17 protein-coding genes and 2 tRNA genes are annotated in these 18,052 nt (G+C 65.4%); 4 read left to right on the top strand and 15 right to left on the bottom strand.

The genetic code is table 11. The annotated features are described in order from the left end of the window. Positions 1–20 precede the first annotated feature (20 nt). Together H9639_RS04175 and H9639_RS04180 are read right to left on the bottom strand one after the other, a co-directional pair. On the bottom strand, positions 21–713 hold the full coding sequence (locus H9639_RS04175) for a hypothetical protein (RefSeq protein ID WP_191806812.1): 693 nt from the start codon (positions 711–713) through the stop codon (positions 21–23). Positions 714–748: 35 nt separating this feature from the next. Beyond that, positions 749–1,750 (bottom strand): LCP family protein, encoded by a 1,002-nt coding sequence (locus tag H9639_RS04180; protein ID WP_318241971.1) that lies wholly within the window; start codon positions 1,748–1,750, stop codon positions 749–751. A gap of 103 nt (positions 1,751–1,853) precedes the next feature. On the opposite strand from H9639_RS04180, the gene H9639_RS04185 reads away from it, so the two are divergent. Next, the gene (locus H9639_RS04185; RefSeq protein WP_191806813.1) at positions 1,854–2,327 is read left to right on the top strand and encodes a DUF3515 domain-containing protein; all 474 of its coding nucleotides are present in this window, start codon (positions 1,854–1,856) and stop codon (positions 2,325–2,327) included. Positions 2,328–2,440: 113 nt separating this feature from the next. Here H9639_RS04185 and H9639_RS04190 read toward each other — a convergent pair whose 3' ends face one another. The 6 genes from H9639_RS04190 to leuC form a co-directional block, all read right to left on the bottom strand. After that, positions 2,441–3,580 (bottom strand): D-alanine--D-alanine ligase family protein, encoded by a 1,140-nt coding sequence (locus tag H9639_RS04190; RefSeq protein WP_191806909.1) that lies wholly within the window; start codon positions 3,578–3,580, stop codon positions 2,441–2,443. Between the two features lie 2 nt (positions 3,581–3,582). Beyond that, complete coding sequence (locus tag H9639_RS04195) at positions 3,583–4,620, bottom strand: NAD(P)H-dependent glycerol-3-phosphate dehydrogenase (RefSeq protein WP_191806814.1); 1,038 nt, start codon at positions 4,618–4,620, stop codon at positions 3,583–3,585. After that, on the bottom strand, positions 4,617–5,375 hold the full coding sequence (locus H9639_RS04200) for a lysophospholipid acyltransferase family protein (RefSeq protein ID WP_191806815.1): 759 nt from the start codon (positions 5,373–5,375) through the stop codon (positions 4,617–4,619). The genes H9639_RS04195 and H9639_RS04200 overlap by 4 nt, the downstream gene beginning before the upstream one ends. A 10-nt stretch (positions 5,376–5,385) precedes the next feature. Continuing rightward, complete coding sequence (gene murA, locus H9639_RS04205) at positions 5,386–6,711, bottom strand: UDP-N-acetylglucosamine 1-carboxyvinyltransferase (RefSeq protein ID WP_191806816.1); 1,326 nt, start codon at positions 6,709–6,711, stop codon at positions 5,386–5,388. Between the two features lie 222 nt (positions 6,712–6,933). Next, positions 6,934–7,533 (bottom strand): 3-isopropylmalate dehydratase small subunit, encoded by a 600-nt coding sequence (gene leuD, locus H9639_RS04210; protein ID WP_191806817.1) that lies wholly within the window; start codon positions 7,531–7,533, stop codon positions 6,934–6,936. 9 nt (positions 7,534–7,542) lie between these two features. Then, a complete protein-coding gene (gene leuC, locus H9639_RS04215; protein WP_191806818.1) occupies positions 7,543–9,006 on the bottom strand; it encodes a 3-isopropylmalate dehydratase large subunit in 1,464 nt (487 codons plus the stop codon). A 144-nt stretch (positions 9,007–9,150) separates the two neighbouring features. Here leuC and H9639_RS04220 point away from each other — a divergent pair, with 144 nt between their 5' ends. After that, complete coding sequence (locus H9639_RS04220; protein ID WP_191806819.1) at positions 9,151–9,885, top strand: IclR family transcriptional regulator; 735 nt, start codon at positions 9,151–9,153, stop codon at positions 9,883–9,885. Positions 9,886–9,936: 51 nt separating this feature from the next. Next, positions 9,937–10,359: a potassium channel family protein gene (locus tag H9639_RS04225; protein WP_191806820.1), complete on the top strand. Its 423-nt coding sequence runs from the start codon at positions 9,937–9,939 to the stop codon at positions 10,357–10,359. Between the two features lie 32 nt (positions 10,360–10,391). Here the strand turns inward: H9639_RS04225 and thiL are convergent, their stop codons facing one another. Beyond that, positions 10,392–11,501 carry a thiamine-phosphate kinase gene (thiL, locus tag H9639_RS04230; protein WP_191806821.1) on the bottom strand — a complete coding sequence of 370 codons (1,110 nt, stop codon included), beginning with the start codon at positions 11,499–11,501 and terminating at the stop codon, positions 10,392–10,394. 185 nt (positions 11,502–11,686) lie between these two features. On the opposite strand from thiL, the gene H9639_RS04235 reads away from it, so the two are divergent. Next, complete coding sequence (locus tag H9639_RS04235; RefSeq protein ID WP_225219097.1) at positions 11,687–12,235, top strand: DUF1697 domain-containing protein; 549 nt, start codon at positions 11,687–11,689, stop codon at positions 12,233–12,235. A gap of 78 nt (positions 12,236–12,313) precedes the next feature. Here the strand turns inward: H9639_RS04235 and H9639_RS04240 are convergent. The 6 genes from H9639_RS04240 to H9639_RS04265 form a co-directional block, all read right to left on the bottom strand. Next, positions 12,314–12,386: transfer RNA gene (locus tag H9639_RS04240), tRNA-Glu, on the bottom strand. A gap of 89 nt (positions 12,387–12,475) precedes the next feature. Then, positions 12,476–12,547: transfer RNA gene (locus H9639_RS04245), tRNA-Gln, on the bottom strand. Between the two features lie 294 nt (positions 12,548–12,841). Continuing rightward, positions 12,842–13,573, bottom strand: coding sequence for an HAD family hydrolase (locus H9639_RS04250; RefSeq protein ID WP_191806822.1), 732 nt, complete (start codon positions 13,571–13,573; stop codon positions 12,842–12,844). A 7-nt stretch (positions 13,574–13,580) separates the two neighbouring features. After that, positions 13,581–15,101, bottom strand: coding sequence for a glutamate--tRNA ligase (gltX, locus tag H9639_RS04255; RefSeq protein ID WP_191806823.1), 1,521 nt, complete (start codon positions 15,099–15,101; stop codon positions 13,581–13,583). Between the two features lie 33 nt (positions 15,102–15,134). Further along, positions 15,135–15,755: a hypothetical protein gene (locus H9639_RS04260; RefSeq protein WP_191806824.1), complete on the bottom strand. Its 621-nt coding sequence runs from the start codon at positions 15,753–15,755 to the stop codon at positions 15,135–15,137. Between the two features lie 35 nt (positions 15,756–15,790). Continuing rightward, positions 15,791–16,564: a fumarylacetoacetate hydrolase family protein gene (locus H9639_RS04265; protein ID WP_191806825.1), complete on the bottom strand. Its 774-nt coding sequence runs from the start codon at positions 16,562–16,564 to the stop codon at positions 15,791–15,793. Positions 16,565–18,052 lie beyond the last annotated feature (1,488 nt).

Here is an 18,052-nt window from a genome sequence, read left to right on the forward strand (position 1 = left end):
GAGCTTAGTCTACCTAATGTTCACTCGGTGTTTACCTTCACTGCCTTGGGACTGGGCTTTTGAAGCTTCATGTAGTAGGCAATTCCCGCCGCGGCGAGCAAAAGAAAGACTAAAGTCCTGGTCAGCCAGTGGGTGCTCCAGTTGGTTTCCTCTGCCGCACTGGCGTTAGCTGCGTCGATTTCGGCAGGTGAGGGGGCAGCAGAAGCACTTATCGAAGGGACCGCAGCAGCGGACGTTGTGCTGCTGGCTTTCGGGCTGGGGGAAGCGGACGGAGTCGCCTCGGGAGAAGGCTCGGGTGATTCTTCGGTTGATTCGAAAATGCTGCTGACCGTATTCGTGGCGGAGTCCCAGCGCAGGTCCGTGTAGAGCGCAGTACGTCCGTCAATCAGATTGCCCGTGCCCGGTTCAATCAGGTACCCCGTTTCCGGATGCACTGCGTAACCTGCAAACGGGTTCTGCGGGCTCTGCGGGCTCTGCTGGTTCTGCTGGGGCGGGGGCGCCGGAACGGAAGGCTGCTGGACCGGTGCCGGGTCGGCGGGAGCCGGAGCGGGAGGATCGGTAGCGTCTGGAACCGGCGGAGTCGGTGTACTAGTCCCAAGAGTCGGCTCGTCGGAGGGGCCGGTCAGTTCTGGGACCGTCACCTGAGGCGCGGTTTCATCCACGGCATAGGCCGGCACGGCCGCAATCGAAACACTCAGAATGCCCGCAAACACTCCAAATAGCAGTTTTCGCCCAAGAGTGCTGCGCATTATTGATTCTCCCCATTTGCGTTATCCACGTACTGGGACACCGTATCGGATTTAAGCGCGGTGGAGATTTCCGCGATGGAGGCGTCATCTTTGATCACAATTGACTGCCCATCCCCGGACGTGCCAACGCCCAGGTTCGGCAGCGTGAACATACGGATGTCCGAACTTCGGATTCCCCGCAGTTCCAGGGCCAGCCGGCCAACCGTTACGCCGTCGAGCGCCTCGTCCACGCTCAGGTACGGGGACATCTCCGCGACGGCCTGATGGATACGGAACGGATTGGTGAGCGTCTCCGCCGAAATAACGTGCTTCAGGAGCCCGCTGAGGAAGGCCTGCTGGTTCTTGACCCGCTGGTAGTCCCCGTCAGCAAAGGCGTACCGCTCCCGGACGAAGCTGAGCGCCGATTCGCCTTCCAACCTGAGCGTTCCAGCCGGGAAGTACTCACCCCCGGGACCCCGGAAGGGGACCTCGTTCTGCACCGGCACGCCGCCGAGGGCTGAGGTGAGTCCCCGGAACCCGTCGAAGTCGACCACTGCCACGTGGTCGATCGGCACGTCGAACAGGTTCTGGACAGTCTCCACTGCCAGGGAGGCTCCACCCAGGGCCATGGCCGCGTTGATCTTGTGCTCTCCGTAACCCGGGATCTCCGTCCAGGTGTCCCGCATGATGGACATGATGTACACCCCGGTCCGATCGCTGGGCAGATGAACAAGCATCATGGTGTCCGAGCGGGCATCAACTCCCGGTTCCCGGGTATCGCTGCCGATAAGCAGGATGTTCTGCGACGTGCCGGCAGCGGTACTGCGATCCGGGGGGCTCGCAGACAAGGCATGCGGAATAGTCCGTGTGCCGGAGTTAAAGGCAAGGGCCAGATTCCACAGATAACCACCTGCCGCCAGGACAGCCACCAGCAGCATGGAAAGCAGTACGGCCACCGTGGTCCTTACCGGATGATGCTCTCTCGTATCTGCGGGAGCCACATCGAGGAAGGAGTTGGTCACGGCTGTCCTAGGGTCCGGGCGGGCAGGCTGCCCGCAGAGAACCCGGATGGTATACGCGAAGCCCGATTCCGAACACAGGTAGTGTGCCGGATATCCTAGGAACATGAAGTTCCTTCCGGCAGCCATTTCGGCCGGCTCCCTTGTCCTTGCCGCCGTCCTGACCGGCTGCACCCCCGTCGCTGATGTCGAGGCCGCACCGGACGCAGCCAACCCGGATTGCGCACCCGTGATGGTCGCCGTCCCAGAGGATCTGGCCGGAGTCCAGCAGCGCGAGACCAGCAGCCAGGCAACAGCGGCCTGGGGCAACCCCTCGCAGATCATCCTGCGCTGCGGTGTCCCGGTGCCCGGTCCCACCACCGATGCATGTGCGACGGTTAATGGTGTGGACTGGGTGCTGCGTGAAGAAGGCAGCCTGTGGACGGCAACAACCTACGGCCGCGACCCTGCCGTTGAAGTTCTGTTCGACACCAACCAGGTTGCGTCCTCAACCGTTTTGGTGGAACTGGAAAACGCTGTCTCCCGGATTGAGCAGACACGTCAGTGCCTCAGCACCAAGGACGTCGAGCTGCCGGGCTAGGTGTAACCCTTCCAGCCGGGCAGGCTGCCCGGCGCGCCTGGCCCGGCACTGCGCAGCTCGAGGAGCGCGCGGCACGCCGGTGCCCGGCCTCATGCCGGCGGCCGCGGACCCTGCTACCGAAGGCCGGTGCGGCGCTCCAGGGCCAGAGTGATCAGTTCATCGATCAGTTCCGTGTACGGCAGCCCGGACTTGGCCCACATCTGCGGGTACATGCTGATTGGTGTGAACCCGGGCATGGTGTTGATCTCGTTGATCACCAGTTCGCCGTCCGGGGTGTAGAAAAAGTCGACGCGGGAGAGCCCCTCCGCACCTACGGCGTCGAACGCCACCGCAGCCAGTTCGCGGACCCTGGACGTCACGTCCTCCGGCAGGTCCGCCGGGCAGCTCAGGTCAGCGGCGGCACCGTCAACGTACTTGGCCTCAAAGTCGTACCATTCGTGGCCGCCGTCGAGCACGGCGACTTCGCCCGGCTGGCTGGTCCGCGGGTCATCGTTGCCGCGCCCCTGCAGAACGGCGACCTCAATCTCGCGGCCGGTGATACCGGCTTCAACAACCACCTTCGGATCGTGCTCGCGCGCCGCTTCGATGGCCGCACGCAGGCCAGCTTCGCTGGTGACCCGGGTGATTCCCATGGAGGACCCGGCGCGGGCCGGCTTCACAAAAACGGGGAACTGCAGGCGGGCGGCGCGGGTCAGGCAGGCTTCACTGTCCTGGTTCCACTGCCGGTCGGTGATGACCTCATACGGGCCAACGGAGAGTCCGGCGGCCTCAAAAACCACCTTCATGTAGTGCTTGTCCATTCCCACGGCTGAGGCCAGCACACCGGCGCCGACGTAGCGGATGTCCGCCATCTCCAGCAGTCCCTGCAGCGTGCCGTCCTCCCCGAAGGGGCCGTGCAGCAGCGGGAGCACGACGTCGATCCGGCCGAGAGTGCGCGGCAAACCGCCCGGGGCGTGGGACACCAGTTCACGCGAGCTTCCCTGCGTCGAAAGAACAACCGACTCAATGCCCGGTTCCACCTCCGGCAGCGTTTCGGCCCGCAGGGACCACTGTGCGGGATCGGCGGAGACGAGGGTCCACTGGCCGTTGCGCGCGATGCCGATCGGAACGACGTCGTACTTGGTGTGGTCAATCGCCTCAAGCACACCGGCGGCAGTGACACAGCTGACCGAGTGTTCGCTGGAGCGTCCGCCGAAGAGAACGGCCACCCGCGGCCGGGCGTCAGCGTTGGCAGCGGGGGTCTTGGGTTCCATCGTCACGGAGCGTGCACACCTTCAGCTTTGAGTTCGCGGGCCAGCAGGCGCGGCCCGAGTTCATCTACGGAGATTGCGCCGTGCAGCACTGCAACGACGTTTTCGGTGATCGGCATGGAGACACCGAGCTGTGTGGCGCGGTCCAGGACCGCCTGCGCGGACTTAATGCCTTCGGCGGTCTGCTGCATGGTCGCCGTCACCTCATCCAGCGAAAGTCCCTGGGCCAGCAGGCGTCCCGCTGTGTGGTTCCGGGAGAGGGATGAGGAACAGGTCGCAATGAGATCCCCCATGCCGGAGAGCCCGAACAGGGTTTCGGTCTTGCCTCCCAGCGCCACAGCCAGGCGGGTGGTTTCAGCAAGCCCTCGGGTCATCACGGAGGCCTTGGTGTTGTCCCCCATCTGCTTTCCCTCGCAGATGCCCACCGCAAGGGCAATCACGTTCTTGACGATCCCGCCGATTTCGGTGCCGACCACGTCGGTGTTGGTGTACGGCCGGAAGTAGGGTGCCGTGCAGGCCGATGCGATCCAGCCCGCGGTGGCAAGATCGGAACAGGCCACAACCGAAGCCGTGGGTTCCTCACGGGCAATTTCCATGGCCAGGTTCGGTCCGGACAGGACGGCGATCCGTTCTTCGGGCCAGTCCAGCTCTTCGGCGATGACCTGACTCATCCGTGCGTCGGTCCCGACTTCAAGTCCCTTCATGAGCGAGAGGATCACGGCGTCCTTCGGGACAAGGTCCTTAAACTCCCGCAGCTGCGCCCGCAGCGTCTGCGCGGGGACCGCCAGCACCACCAGTTGGGCGCCGGCCAGGACTGCGGCAGCGTCATCGCTGGCTCGGAGGTTTGCCGGGAGGGCAATATCCCCCAGGTAGCGGGTGTTGCGGTGTTTGGTGTTGATCTCCTCGGCCGCGTCTGCCCGGCGGGCCCAGACCCGGACATCGGTGCCGCGGGAAGCGCCGGCGTCGGCGGCAACCTTGGCGAAGGTGGTCCCCCAGCTTCCGGCTCCGAGGACGGCTATGGCCGTGGCGTGCGGGATATTCACTGTGTCTTCTCCGTTTCCCCGTTATAACCGCGCCCGGCGGATCTCTGTCCCTTCGCGGCCGGGTCCCAGCGCTTGGCCGGGGCCTTCTCGCCCCGGAGGGACGCGACGAGTTCGGTCAGCTCGGCCATAATCCGTTCCGTAGCTTCATCCAGGACTGTTTTGGTCAGCGGCACGCCGTGCAGATCCGAGAGGTCCACCGGGCGTCCCACCAGTACCCGTACCCGCTTGCGCGGGAAAAGGTGCAGCATTTTGCCGTACCGCGGCAGCACGTCCTGGGCGCCCCACTGTGCCACCGGGAGCACCGGTGCGCCGGTCTGCAGGGCGAGCCGCGCTGCGCCTGTGCGGCCCTTCATCGGCCACAGGTCAGGATCACGGGTGAGTGTGCCCTCCGGGTAGATGATCAGCGCGCCGTCTGCATCAATCACCGCCTGGGCGGCCGCCAGCGAAGCCGCCGCACCGGATCCGCCGCGCGTGACCGGCACCTGCTTGGTGGCCCGCAGGGCCGGTCCCAGGACAGGAGCCTTGAAGAGCGATGCTTTGGCCAGATACCGCGGCAGAATGCCCTGGCTGTAGAAGAAGTGGCCTATCACCAGCGGATCGATCTCGGTCACGTGGTTGGCGCAGGCAATGAATCCGTGCCCTTTGGGGAGGTTTTCCATCCCTTCCCATCGCCGTCCCATCATCAGGTTCATCGCTGGCCGGACCACCGATGCCAGGAGAGTAAACGTGATGCGTGACTTTGCCGATTCGCCCATAGGAACGAGCCTACTTCCCCGCGGCGACGTCAAAGTCCGCGCCGAGGCCTTCCAGCTTGTCGAGGAAGTGCTCGTAGCCGCGGTTGATGAGTTCGACGCCGGTCACGCGGGAGGTGCCCTCTGCCGCCAGGGCCGCAATCAGGTGGCTGAAGCCGCCGCGGAGGTCCGGAATGTCGATCTCCGCGCCCTTGAGCTGGACCGGACCGGAGATCACGGCCGAGTGCAGGAAGTTGCGCTGTCCGAAGCGGCACGGGATGCTGCCCAGGCATTCGCGGTGCACCTGGATGTTCGCGCCCATGCGGATCAGGGCCTCGGTGAAGCCGAAACGGTTTTCGTACACCGTCTCATGCACAATGGACACGCCTTCGGCCTGGCTCAGGGCAACCACCACCGGCTGCTGCCAGTCGGTCATAAAGCCCGGGTGGACATCGGTCTCCAGGACCAGCGGGTTCAGGCTTCCGCCGGGGTGGTAGAACCGGATGCCGTCGTCGTCGACGTCAAAGGCGCCGCCGATCTTGCGGTAGATGTTCAGGAAGGCGGTCAGGTCCTGCTGGTTGGCGCCTTCCACGTAAATGTCACCCTTGGTGACCAGCGCCGCCGAGGCCCAGGAAGCGGCCTCGTTGCGGTCCGGAAGTGCCCGGTGGTTGTAGCCCGTGAGCTCGGGGACACCCTCGATGCGGATCACGCGGTCTGTCTGGACGGTGATAATCGCGCCCATTTTCTGCAGGACGGCAATCAAATCAAGAATTTCAGGCTCGACGGCGGCACCGCTGAGTTCGGTGATGCCCTCGGCGCGCACGGCGGTCAGCAGCACCTGTTCGGTGGCGCCGACGCTCGGGTACGGCAGATCCAACTTGGCGCCCTTGAGGCCCTTGGGCGCGGAGATGGCGATTCCGCCGGGACGCTTTTCCACGAGTGCGCCGAAGTTGCGCAGCATCTGCAGGTGGTAATCAATGGGACGGTCGCCGATTTTGCATCCGCCGAGGTCGGGGATGAAGGCTTCGCCGATACTGTGCATCAGCGGACCGCAGAGCAGGATCGGAATGCGCGAGTCGCCGGCATGGGCGTCGATGTCCCGTGAGGCTGCGGTCTTGGCATTCTGCGGGTCCATCAGCAGATCCCCGGTAACGGGATCCTTGGTGACCTCCACGCCGTGCAGCTTCAGCAGCGACGTTACGACGTCAACGTCCTTGATCTCGGGGACGTTCCGCAGCAGGGACGGGCTGTTACCCAGCAGAGCTGCCACCATCGCCTTGGGGACGAGGTTCTTTGCCCCGCGAACCGGTACTTTTCCGGTAAGCGGTACCCCACCACGGATGGTTAGAACGGAACCCATGAACACCTGTTTCTTTCGTCTGGATTGCCCCCACGGCCACTAGAGACTGCTTCCTAATCATAGGAGTAAGCAGGCTCTTTCCCTAAATAACCCGGCCTCCGCCGAGGGTTCCGCGGGCTTAAAGCCGTCCGCTGCTCCGGGGAAGCCAATGGGCCTCCCCCGTGAGGGAAGGCCCATCAGTTTTATGCTGCGCCCGGGAGCCGGGGCTGGTCCGCCCCGGCGCTAGCTGCGCGCCGGAAGCGTGGCCGGCTTGAAGGCCGGACGGCGGGCTTCGAAGGCCGTGATGTCCGCCTCATGCCGCAGGGTCAGCCCGATGTCGTCGAGGCCTTCCAGCAGCCGCCAGCGGGTGTAATCGTCAATCTGGAACGGCGCGGTCACGCTGCCGCAGACCACGGTCCGTGCCTGCAGGTCAACCGTCACCTCGGTTCCCGGGGAGTTCTCCAGGACCTTCCAGATCAGCTCAATGTCATCCTGGGCGACCTGCGCCGCCACCAGGCCCTGCTTGCCGGAGTTACCCCGGAAAATGTCCGCGAACCGGGAGGACAGGACGGCCCGGAAGCCGTAGTCCTTCAGCGCCCAGACTGCATGCTCGCGGGAGGATCCGGTGCCGAAGTCCGGCCCGGCCACCAGGACGGACCCGGCACTGTACGGTTCCTGGTTCAGGATGAACTCGGGATTTTTCCGCCAGCCGGCGAAGAGGGCGTCCTCGAACCCGGTCCGGGTGATGCGCTTGAGGTACACCGCCGGGATGATCTGGTCAGTGTCCACATCGCTCTGGCGCAGCGGAACACCAATGCCGGTGTGCGTGGTGATCTTTTCCATTCTCTTCTCCTAGGCTGCAGCGGTGGCGGTGGTACCGGCGGCCGCGCCGGGCAGGGGGTCAAGGTCCGACGGCGAGCTCAGCGTTCCGCGCACAGCCGTAGCTGCTGCCACGACCGGAGAGACGAGGTGGGTGCGCCCGCCCTTGCCCTGGCGTCCTTCAAAGTTGCGGTTGGAGGTGGAGGCGCAGCGCTCCCCCGGTTCCAGCTGGTCCGGGTTCATGCCCAGGCACATGGAGCAGCCGGCAAAACGCCATTCGGCACCGAAGTCCTTGAACACCTGGTCCAGGCCTTCGGCCTCGGCTTCCAGGCGGACCCGGGCTGATCCGGGAACCACCATCATGCGGATGTCCGGGTCCTTCTGCCGTCCGCGGATGATGTCCGCCGCAATGCGCAGGTCCTCAATCCGGCTGTTCGTGCAGGAGCCAAGGAACACGGTGTCCACCCGGATGTCCTTCATGGGCGTGCCGGGCTGCAGGTCCATATACTCCAGCGCACGCTCGGCAGCTGCCTTGGCATTCTCATCCCCGAAGTCCTCCGGCGACGGCACGGCACCGGACAGCGAGATCCCCTGGCCGGGGTTGGTTCCCCAGGTAACGAACGGCTCGAGTTCATCCGCGTCGAGGAACACCTCGGCGTCGAACTCCGCATCCGGGTCGGTGACCAGGGATTTCCAGTGCTCGACGGCGGCGTCCCAGTCCGCGCCCTGCGGCGCGTGGGGCTTGTCCTTGAGGTAGGCGAACGTTGTTTCGTCCGGCGCCACCATACCGGCGCGGGCTCCGGCTTCGATGGACATGTTGCAGATGGTCATCCGTGCTTCCATGGACAGCGAGCGGATCGCCGAGCCGCGGTACTCCAGGACGTAGCCCTGGCCGCCGCCGGTGCCGATCTTCGCGATGACCGCCAAGATGATGTCCTTGGACGTCACGCCCGGGCGCAGGGTGCCTTCAACGTTGATGGCCATGGTCTTGAACGGCTTCAGCGACAGGGTCTGCGTGGCCATCACGTGCTCCACCTCGGAGGTGCCGATGCCCATGGCCAGGGCTCCGAAGGCGCCGTGGGTGGAGGTGTGCGAATCGCCGCACACCACGGTGAGGCCGGGCTGGGTCAGGCCCAGCTGCGGCCCCACCACGTGCACGATTCCCTGCTCGGCGTCGCCCAGCGGGTGCAGCCGCACCCCGAACTCCGCACAGTTGGCCCGCAGGGTTTCGATCTGCGTCCGGCTGACCGGATCGGCAATCGGCTTGTCGATCGCCAGCGTGGGAGTGTTGTGGTCTTCGGTGGCGATGGTCAGATCCGGGCGCCGCAGCTTCCGGCCGGCCAGGCGGAGACCCTCAAAAGCCTGCGGCGAGGTGACCTCATGGACGAGGTGGAGATCGATGTAGAGAAGGTCCGGTGCGCCATCCTCACCCTTGGCGACCACGTGGTCGTCCCACACCTTCTCCGCGAGCGTTCTGCCCGCTGCATGCTCTCCCATGACCATGTGCTCCTCGCCTGATATAGCTCCGGCGGGCAGTGCGCCCGTGGCCGGAATCCTGATGCAATTAAGAGAAGCAGCACCCCGCGTCCGGCGCCACTTTTTCCACTTGCATCTCAGATACTGAGACGGCAGTATCATCTTATGGACAATTCTAGCGGCGTCGGAGTCAGCGGTGTCGGCGTTATCGATAAAGCTGCCATGGTGCTTGATGCCCTTGAGGCCGGACCCACTTCCCTCGCCCAGCTGGTCGCCGCCACCGGGCTGGCCCGGCCCACCGTGCACCGCCTGGCTTTGGCGCTGGTGCACCACCGGCTCGTGGGGCGGGACATTCAGGGACGGTTCGTCCTGGGCAGCAGGCTCGTAGAGCTGGCCTCGGCCGCTGGGGAGGACCGGCTGATCGCCTCCGCGGGGCCCGTTCTCCTGGCCCTGCGCGATGCAACGGGCGAGAGCTCCCAGGTCTTCCGGCGGCAGGGGGAATGGCGCGTCTGCGTGGCCTCCGCCGAACGTCCCATCGGCCTGCGGGACACCATACCCGTGGGTACTCAGCTCTCCATGAAGGCCGGGTCTGCCGCCCAGGTCCTCCTGGCGTGGGAAGACCACGACAGGCTTCTGGAAGGCCTGCAGCACGCCCGGTTCACTCCCACCGTCCTCGCCGGGGTGCGGCGCCGCGGATGGGCGCAGAGCCTCGGCGAACGCGAGCCGGGCGTAGCCTCGGTGTCCGCACCGGTCCGCGGACCGTCGGGCCGCGTCATCGCGGCCATCTCCATCTCCGGGCCGATTGAACGGCTGACCCGCCAGCCGGGCCGCATCCACGCGGAGGTCGTCAGCCGGGCTGCCGGACAGCTCACCGAGGCTCTGCGGGCCAACTCCGACTGACCTGACGGCCTCCGGGGCCTATCCTGAAATCCTCAGGCCCTAGGAGCATCCATGAAACGGTTTCGTGTCCTTTGGCACATCGTCCGCCTCACCGGGGCCGATGTGGTTGTCTACGGCTTCCTGATTGTTTACGGATGTGCCGCTTTGGTGCTTCCGCGCTTTGAACCGGGAATACCAACACTCGGCGATTCCCTCTGGTATCTCTTTGTTTCCTTTACCACCATCGGCTTTGGGGACTTCGTTGCGGTGACCTTCGTGGGGCGGCTCATTACGGTGTTCGTGGCGCTCTACGGCATTCTGGTGGTGGCTCTGGCCACCGGAGTCATCGTGGGCTTTTACAACGAGCTGCTGCGTGCCCGCACCAAGGAGAGCCTGCGGGAGTTCGTCGATGAGCTCGAACACCTGCCGGACCTCACCAAGGAGCAGCTGATGGACCTTGCTGCCCGGGTGAAGGAGCGGCACATTCTGGGCTAGCCCTCCGCACAGGCGGTGTCCGCTCCGGCCGGTCAGCCGGCGAAGTGATCCCAGCCGGCTGCCGACGGCGCCCTGCCGCCTACTGTGATCAGGCCGGCCGATTTACCGCCGCCGGAGCTGCGTGCGGCGTCGTCGCCTCCCCGGCTGCCGCGGGCTTCCTGTCCGGGACGGTGCGCAGCTTCTGCTTCCCTTTCCAGCACCGTTCCGATTCTCCGGAACCCGCGCGGCAAGGCTGTTCCTTCTCCGAAGGCGGCCAGCAGGCCGTGGTCCTCTCCCCCGCCCAGGACCCAGTCCAGGGCGTTTCTGCCAAGGCTCCGGGCAACCTCAGCCAGCGGTTCCGCCTCGCGTTCCAGGGCCTGTGGGTCCAAATCGATCCGTACGCCGGACGCAGCGGCCAGGCGGCCGGCGTCGCGCACCACGCCGTCGGAAATGTCCATCATCGCGTTCGCACCGGCACGCGCAGCCGCCGGACCGGTGGCCAGGGGTGGACACGGCCGCGACTGCGCCGCCGTCAGGGTCCTGGCAGCGGCGCCGAGCAAAGCGTAGTCAGTGCCGCCGTCGAGCAGCGCCAGTCCTGCCGCGGCGTGCCCCAGCACCCCGCAGACGGCCAGCGTGTCGCCGGGCCGGGCGCCCGAGCGAAGCACCGGGTCATTTCCCTGGAGATCGCCGGTGACGGCGGCCGTGACCACCAGGAGCTCACCGCGGCCCAGGTCCCCGCCTGCCACCACACAGTCTTCGGCGCCGAGTGCCCGGAGTGCTGCGGAGAGTCCGTCGGCCAGGTCCTCCACCCAGGTCAGCAGGGTCTTGGGCGGGAGCGTCAGGCTAACTACCAGTGAGGTCGGAACGGCGCCCATGGCGTTGATGTCGGAGAGATTCTGCGCTGCGCATTTCCAGCCGACGTCGTACCCGGTGGTCCGGTAGCCGCCGGGCCAGGCCAGCCGGAAGTCCTGGTCCTGGACCAAAGTGTCAATCGAGATCACCGTGCGTCCGTCCGGGGCGGCCAGCAGTGCGGCATCGTCGCCCGGGCCCAGCAGCGCCTTCCCCGAACCCAGCCGGGGGAAGATCCGGGCCAGCAGCTCCCCTTCGTTCAGGTCGCCTGCATACCGGGGGTACTCTGCCACTGTTTGATTCCCTTGTCTCATCTGCTGCCTGCCTGGTGCCGGGCTGTTGCCTGCCGGGTCTCCGTCCGAGCGTCCGCTCAAGCACCGGGCCATATCAGCCGGCTCAAGTGTCAGTTGACGCAGCCAGCCTTGGCCGGAGCCGGTGTGGACCTAATCGGCGTTTTGATCGTGGTGCACGGCCGGCCCGGGGCGGTACCCTCAGCTTCATGACTGCCGACCCGCTGACCACCTATGCCATCCTACTTCGCGGGGTGAACGTAGGCGGCGTGAACATGTTGATGGATGCCCTCCGGGACACCCTTTCCAGGCTCCCGGTTGCCGGTGTCCGCACCGTGCTGGCCAGTGGAAATGCCGTGGCGTCGTCGGCGCTGTCCGCGGCGGAGCTGAAGGCCGTGGCGGAGGACGCCCTGCGGAAGGACTTTGGGTACGAGGCCTGGGTGGTGGTTACCACGCTGGACCGGTTGCGGGAGCTCACTGCGGCGGTGCCCTATCCGCCTGATGATCCGGAAACCCATGCGTACGTGACCTTCGGGTCCGATGCCGGCATGCTCACTGAGCTCTTCGAGGCGGCTGCCGAAGCCGGTGCGGAGCAGGTCCGGATCGGCCCGGAAGCCATTGCATGGCCTTCGCCCAAGGGCGGGACCCTGGACTCTGCCATGTCAAAGGTCAGTTCCAAACCCCGGTACAAAGCACACACCACCACACGGAATGTCCGCACCCTGCAGAAGATACTGGCCGCGGGGGAAAAGATGTGACAAAAGCCGCACGTTCGAAGCGGGAAAGAACTTAAAAAGAAAACGGTCCCGGACATTTCTGTCCGGGACCGTTACCTGTGACCCCAGCGGGATTCGAACCCGCGTTACCGCCGTGAGAGGGCAGCGTACTAGGCCGCTATACGATGGGGCCGTCTGTACCACTTGCTAAGTGAACTCAATAAGTATTTCATACTCATTGTTTATTTCTCAAATCCGGCTGAATGCCTTATTTGAGTAGCGCTGGGATACCAGGACTCGAACCTAGAATGTCGGTACCAGAAACCGATGTGTTGCCAATTACACCATATCCCAATGTGCTTATCCGGGCTGTTTCAGAAGCTTCAACTTCCGGCTCAACCCCTCAGCACGAGTTATTACTATACACGGGTTTCGGCGGGAGTACAAAACGGGCCTGGCTGCCCCTGCTGCTGCACCCCCGGAGTGCGCCTCACGGCCGCTTCCTGGCCGCGAAGCCCCAGCCCTGGAACGCCTCTGACAAGAACAGCTGCAGACAGGAACCCCGCAGTCAGGAAAGCCCGCAGTCAGGAAAGCCCGCAGTCAGGAAAGCCCGCAGTCAGGAAAGCCCGCAGTCAGGAAAGCCCGCAGTCAGGAAAGCCCGCAGAGCCCGGGCACTGCCTTCAGGGAGGAGATGACCGTGAGGTCCGGATACTCGTCCCTCAGGGCAGCGTCGCCGCTGCGTTCCAGCCAGATCCCCCGCAGGCCTGCAGCATCAGCCCCAGCGGCGTCCACCACGGGGTTGTCCCCCACATAGAGGGTCCGGGCGGGATCGGTTCCGAGCAGGCGTACGCCCTCGAGGAAAATCGCCGGGTCTGGTTTCGCGGCGTCCACAGTGTCAATGCCAACCAGGACCGTGATCCGCTGCAGTCCGGCAGCATCAAGCTTGGCCCGCTGGTAGTCATGCACGTTGTTACTCACTGCGCCGTAGGGAATTCCCAGTGCATCGAGTTCGTCCAATACCGCGGTGATGTCGTCGAACGCCGCGAAGTGCTGGGGCAGCACCTGCTCATAGGCGGCGTTCCAGGCCTCCTCGGCGTCGTTGTCCCACCGGGGCAGCCCATGCTCGTGCTGCGCGTGGGCCACGCGGAGCAGCCGCTGCTTCGTGAAGCTGAGCTCACCGGCCAGATACTTGTCGTAGTAGCCGAGCGGATCGGCGGCATAGAGATGCTGGTAGGCGGCCCAGTCCGCTTCCGTGAAGTGAGCCAGCTGCTCCGCGCTGATTTCCCGCAGCGTGTTGCCCATGGCAGCACGGAGGTCCACAAGCGTCTCATCGATATCAAAGAGCACGCCCATGGACGCTCCGTCCTGCGGTTCAGTCATGGACGGCTCAGGCCTCCGCGGCGCGGAACGCGCGGATGCGTGCCAGGGAGGAGTCCTTGCCCAGGATCACCATGGATTCGAACAGCGGCGGGGAGATCCGGCGGCCGGAAACGGCCGTGCGGACCGGGCCAAAGGCCAGGCGCGGCTTGATGCCCATTTCTTCCACCAGCGCCTGGCGCAGGGCAGCCTGAATGTTCTCAGCGGTCCATTCCTCAACCGGCTCCAGCGCCGCGAGGGTGGCGTCGAGCACCTCGGTGAGGTTCGCTGGCAGGCCCTTCCGCGCGTCGTCCGCCACATCGATGGCGTCATCAGCCTTGAACAGGAACCCGAGCATGTCCGGGGCTTCGCCGAGCAGCGTGATGCGCTCCTGCACCAGGGGTGCTGCCTCGGTGAGGATTTCCTCCTGGCGGGCGGTCAGAGTTTCCTCCACCAGCCCGGCGTGCTGCAGGTACGGCACCAGGCGGTTCCGGAAGTCGGTGGCCTCAAGCATGCGCACGTGGGTGCCGTTGATCGCTTCGGCCTTCTTCAGGTCAAAGCGCGCCGGGTTGGAGAGGACGTCGTGGATGTCGAAGTTCTTGATCAGTTCATCCACACCGAAGATGTCCTCGTCTGCAGAGAGCGACCAGCCCAGAAGCGAGAGGTAGTTCAGCAGGCCCTCGGGGATGAAGCCGCGTTCGCGGTGCAGGAAGAGGCTGGACTCCGGATCGCGCTTGGAGAGCTTCTTGTTGCCGGCGCCCATCACGTACGGCAGGTGTCCGAACAGCGGCATGTAGTCGGCGACTCCGACGTCGATCAGTGCGCGGTACAGCGCGATCTGGCGCGGGGTGGAGGAGAGCAGGTCCTCGCCGCGCAGCACGTGGGTGATGCCCATCAGGGCGTCGTCGACCGGGTTGACCAGGGTGTAGAGCGGAGCGCCGTTGGCGCGGACCACCACGAAGTCGGGGACGGTGCCGGCCTTGAAGGTGATTTCGCCGCGGACCAGGTCGGTAAAGGTGATGTCTTCGTCCGGCATCCGCACGCGGAGCACGGGCTCGCGGCCCTCGGCCTTGAACGCAGCAACCTGCTCTTCGGTCAGGTTGCGGTCAAAGTTGTCGTACCCGAGTTTGATGTCCCGGCCGGCGGCGCGGTGGCGTGCTTCGATTTCCTCGGGAGTCGAGTAGGACTCGTACAGGTGTCCGGCGTCCTTGAGCTTGCCGATGACTTCCTGGTAGATCTCCCCGCGCTGCGACTGGCGGTACGGTGCGTGCGGGCCGCCTACTTCCACGCCCTCGTCCCAGGTGATGCCGAGCCAGCTCAGGGCATCGAGGAGCTGGTGGTAGCTTTCCTCGCTGTCGCGGGCAGCGTCGGTGTCCTCGATACGGAACACCATGGTGCCGCCGGTGTGCTTGGCGTAGGCCCAGTTGAACAGCGCGGTGCGGATCAGTCCGACGTGCGGGGTACCCGTGGGAGACGGGCAGAAACGCACGCGCACCGGCGTGCTGTCGTTGACGGTGGGTAGATCGGCGAGGGAAGAAGGCTCAGTAGTCATGATTCCCCCAGTTTAGTCGCTGCCGGCAAGCCCTCAGCCGGATGCGGCCCGAAGCAGCAGGAAAAGCCCGCCTCCGACCACCGCGCCCGCGGCAGCTGAGGCCAGCTGCCGGCGTCGGGCCGTGTTCAGGAGCAGCAGCGCTGCGGCGCACAGCGCGCCCAACACTGCCGCTGCCCCCACTCCCCCGGGTCCCGGAATTGCTGTGCCGGCCAGGACGGGCAGAATCACGACGCCGGCTCCCAGGCTCAGCGCCGGCCAGTCCGGCCGCCGCGGCGCCGGCAGCACCAGGGTGAGCGTGTAGGAGGCCATCATCGCGAAGACGACGGCGGCCAGTTCCCGCGGGCCGTCCAGCCACAGGATGAGGCGCAGGAGCATAAAACACAGCGCTCCGGCGCCCAGAATCACGGGTCCGGTACCGGCGCGGGAGATCGACCGGCGCAGGTCGCCCCTCCGGTCGAGCGTGCGCACGAGCACCCAGGGAAAAACGATCACCAGCAGCACGGTGCCGGCGCCCCAGAACCAGGCTTCCGCCGTCGTCGTTCCGGAGCCGGCCCCGGCTGCCTGGCTGGCGAACGGTGCCAGCAGCAGGGCAGCGGACCACACAATTCCGGGAGGCAGCGCTGCGCCGCGCGGCGGAACAGGTGTTGCCGTCATTTCCCTGCCGCCGTTTCCCCCGCCGCCGACCCAGGCTACGCCCGGACGATGTTCGCCAGGGTGCCGATGCCCTCGATCTGCACCTCGATGCGCTGGCCCTCGGTGAGGAGGCCGACGCCGGCAGGGGTGCCGGTGAGGATGACGTCACCCGGAAGCAGCGTGAAGGCCTGGGACACGTAGGACACGAGTTCCTTAACGCCCCAGATCATCTGGTCAGTGTTGCCATTCTGGACCTGTTCGCCGTCCAGGAACGCGCGGACGGCCAGGTTGTCGGTGTCCAGCTCGGTTTCGATCCAGGGGCCGAGCGGGCAGGAGGTATCGAACCCTTTGGCCCGTGCCCACTGGTCGTCGGTGCGCTGGGCATCGCGGGCGGTCAGGTCATTGGCACAGGTGTAGCCGAAGACCACTTCGTCGACCCGGTCCAGGGGAACGTCCTTGCAGATGCGCCCAATAACGATGGCCAGCTCGGCCTCGTAGGACACCTCTTCGGAGAAGGAGGGCAGCACGATCGGATCGTTCGGGCCGATCACGGAGGTGTTGGGCTTGAGGAACATCAGGGGTGCCGGCGGGACGTCGCTTCCCATTTCGGCGACGTGATCGGCGTAATTGCGGCCGATACCCACCACCTTGCTGCGCGGAATAATCGGCGCGAGGAGCCGCACGTCCTCAAGTTTGTGCCGCTCCCCCGTGAGCTGCACGCCTGAGAAGAAGGGATCACCCTTGATAACCGCAATTTCTTCGAAACCTTCTTCGCCGTCGACGACGCCGAAAGCAGGGTCACTGTCCTGGATAAACCGAGCAATACGCATGTTCCCAAGCGTAGTCGAGAAAGGTGCCCGGGTATGTGCTGCTTCTGCGGAGTGGCCTGGTGGTGTGAGGTGGCTGGAGGCGTGAGCGGGTCTACGTGGGCGGGCAGGTCTGGTGGGTCCCGTGCTCGGGTGTAAGGCGACTTCCGCTAGCCGGACCCTCGCTGGATGTGCAGGTATGGCGACTTCAGCCCGCCGGACCCTCGCTGGATGTGCAGGTATGGCGACTTCAGCCCGCCGGACCCTCGCTGGATGTGCAGGTATGGCGACCAAAATTGCCTGAAGGTCGCCATATCTGCACATCGACGGTCGGCCTCGGGTGCGGCCCGTGCCAGGGCGCATCCTCCGCTGAGCGGATTCGCACCCGAGTGTGCACCGTGGGGCCTCAGGGGTCCCTGGGGTCCCACGCGCCTCACCGGACACACTCACTGGCGGGGTGTCACAGCCTACGAAGCAGCCCCGAGCCAGGCATGCGTTGCGGGTGAGATTCCGGAGGGTGTTGGGCGCCGATACCGGCTCTCCCGCGGTGGAGCAGTCCGTCGGTGCGCAGGTATGGCGAATTCGGCTGGCTGGCTCAACGTTGGACGTGCAGATAAGGCGACTTCTACCGCTCTCGCCCGTGCTGGACGTGCAGATAAGGCGACTTCAGCCGCTCTCGCCCGTGCTGGACGTGCAGATAAGGCGACTTCTACCGCTCCCGCCCTCGCTGGACGTGCAGATAAGGCGACTTCAGCCGCTCCCGCCCTCGCTGGACGTGCAGATATGGCGACAAAAAGTGTCTGGAGGTCGCCATATCTGCACATCGACGGTTGGTTCCGGGTGCGGGCCCGGCAGCATGAGCCAACCGCCGGCTTCGTCTCCAGGCACCACGACGGGCGGGCGTCACCTCCCAGGCAGCACGCCATAGACAGCGCGAATCGTAGGCGTCACCTCCCAGGCAGGCAGCACGAAGCGCAAGGAACGCGTCTGGATCTGGCTGGTTCCGGCACGCGTTCCCACTCTTTGTCACCTGCTAGGGCTGGTGTGAGCCCAGGAGGTAACAAGTGCCACGGACAGTGGGAAGGCGTGTCGTCTTACCGTGACGGTGCGCCCCCTCGCCGGCAGCGGTCTCATTGGGAGGAAATTCACACCCGGGCCAACCCCAGCCGAAAAAGCCTCGAACTTGGTGGACCAGGCCCCGAAGGGATAGGAAGACGCCGACGCCCGGGAACCCAGGAGGGGACTCCGCCTCAGCCGCCCCTACCCCGCAGGCGGTGGGTGTTGTGGGGGTTTGGAGGTTTCGAGACTCCGCCCGCCGGCCCTGCCCCGCGGGTGCCGTGGGATGGGTCGCGAAACCGTTGCGGGTGTTAAACACTTCAGGCCCCGCACCGAGGGTGCGGGGCCTGAAACGGGCCAGGAAGAAACCTGGTCTTGAAATGATTGTCCGGCGGTGACCTACTCTCCCACACCCTCCCAGGTGCAGTACCATCGGCGCTGCGGGTCTTAGCTTCC

Origin of the sequence: Arthrobacter gallicola (assembly GCF_014836775.1) — a bacterium.
Taxonomy (GTDB): Bacteria; Actinomycetota; Actinomycetes; order Actinomycetales; family Micrococcaceae; genus Arthrobacter_B; species Arthrobacter_B gallicola.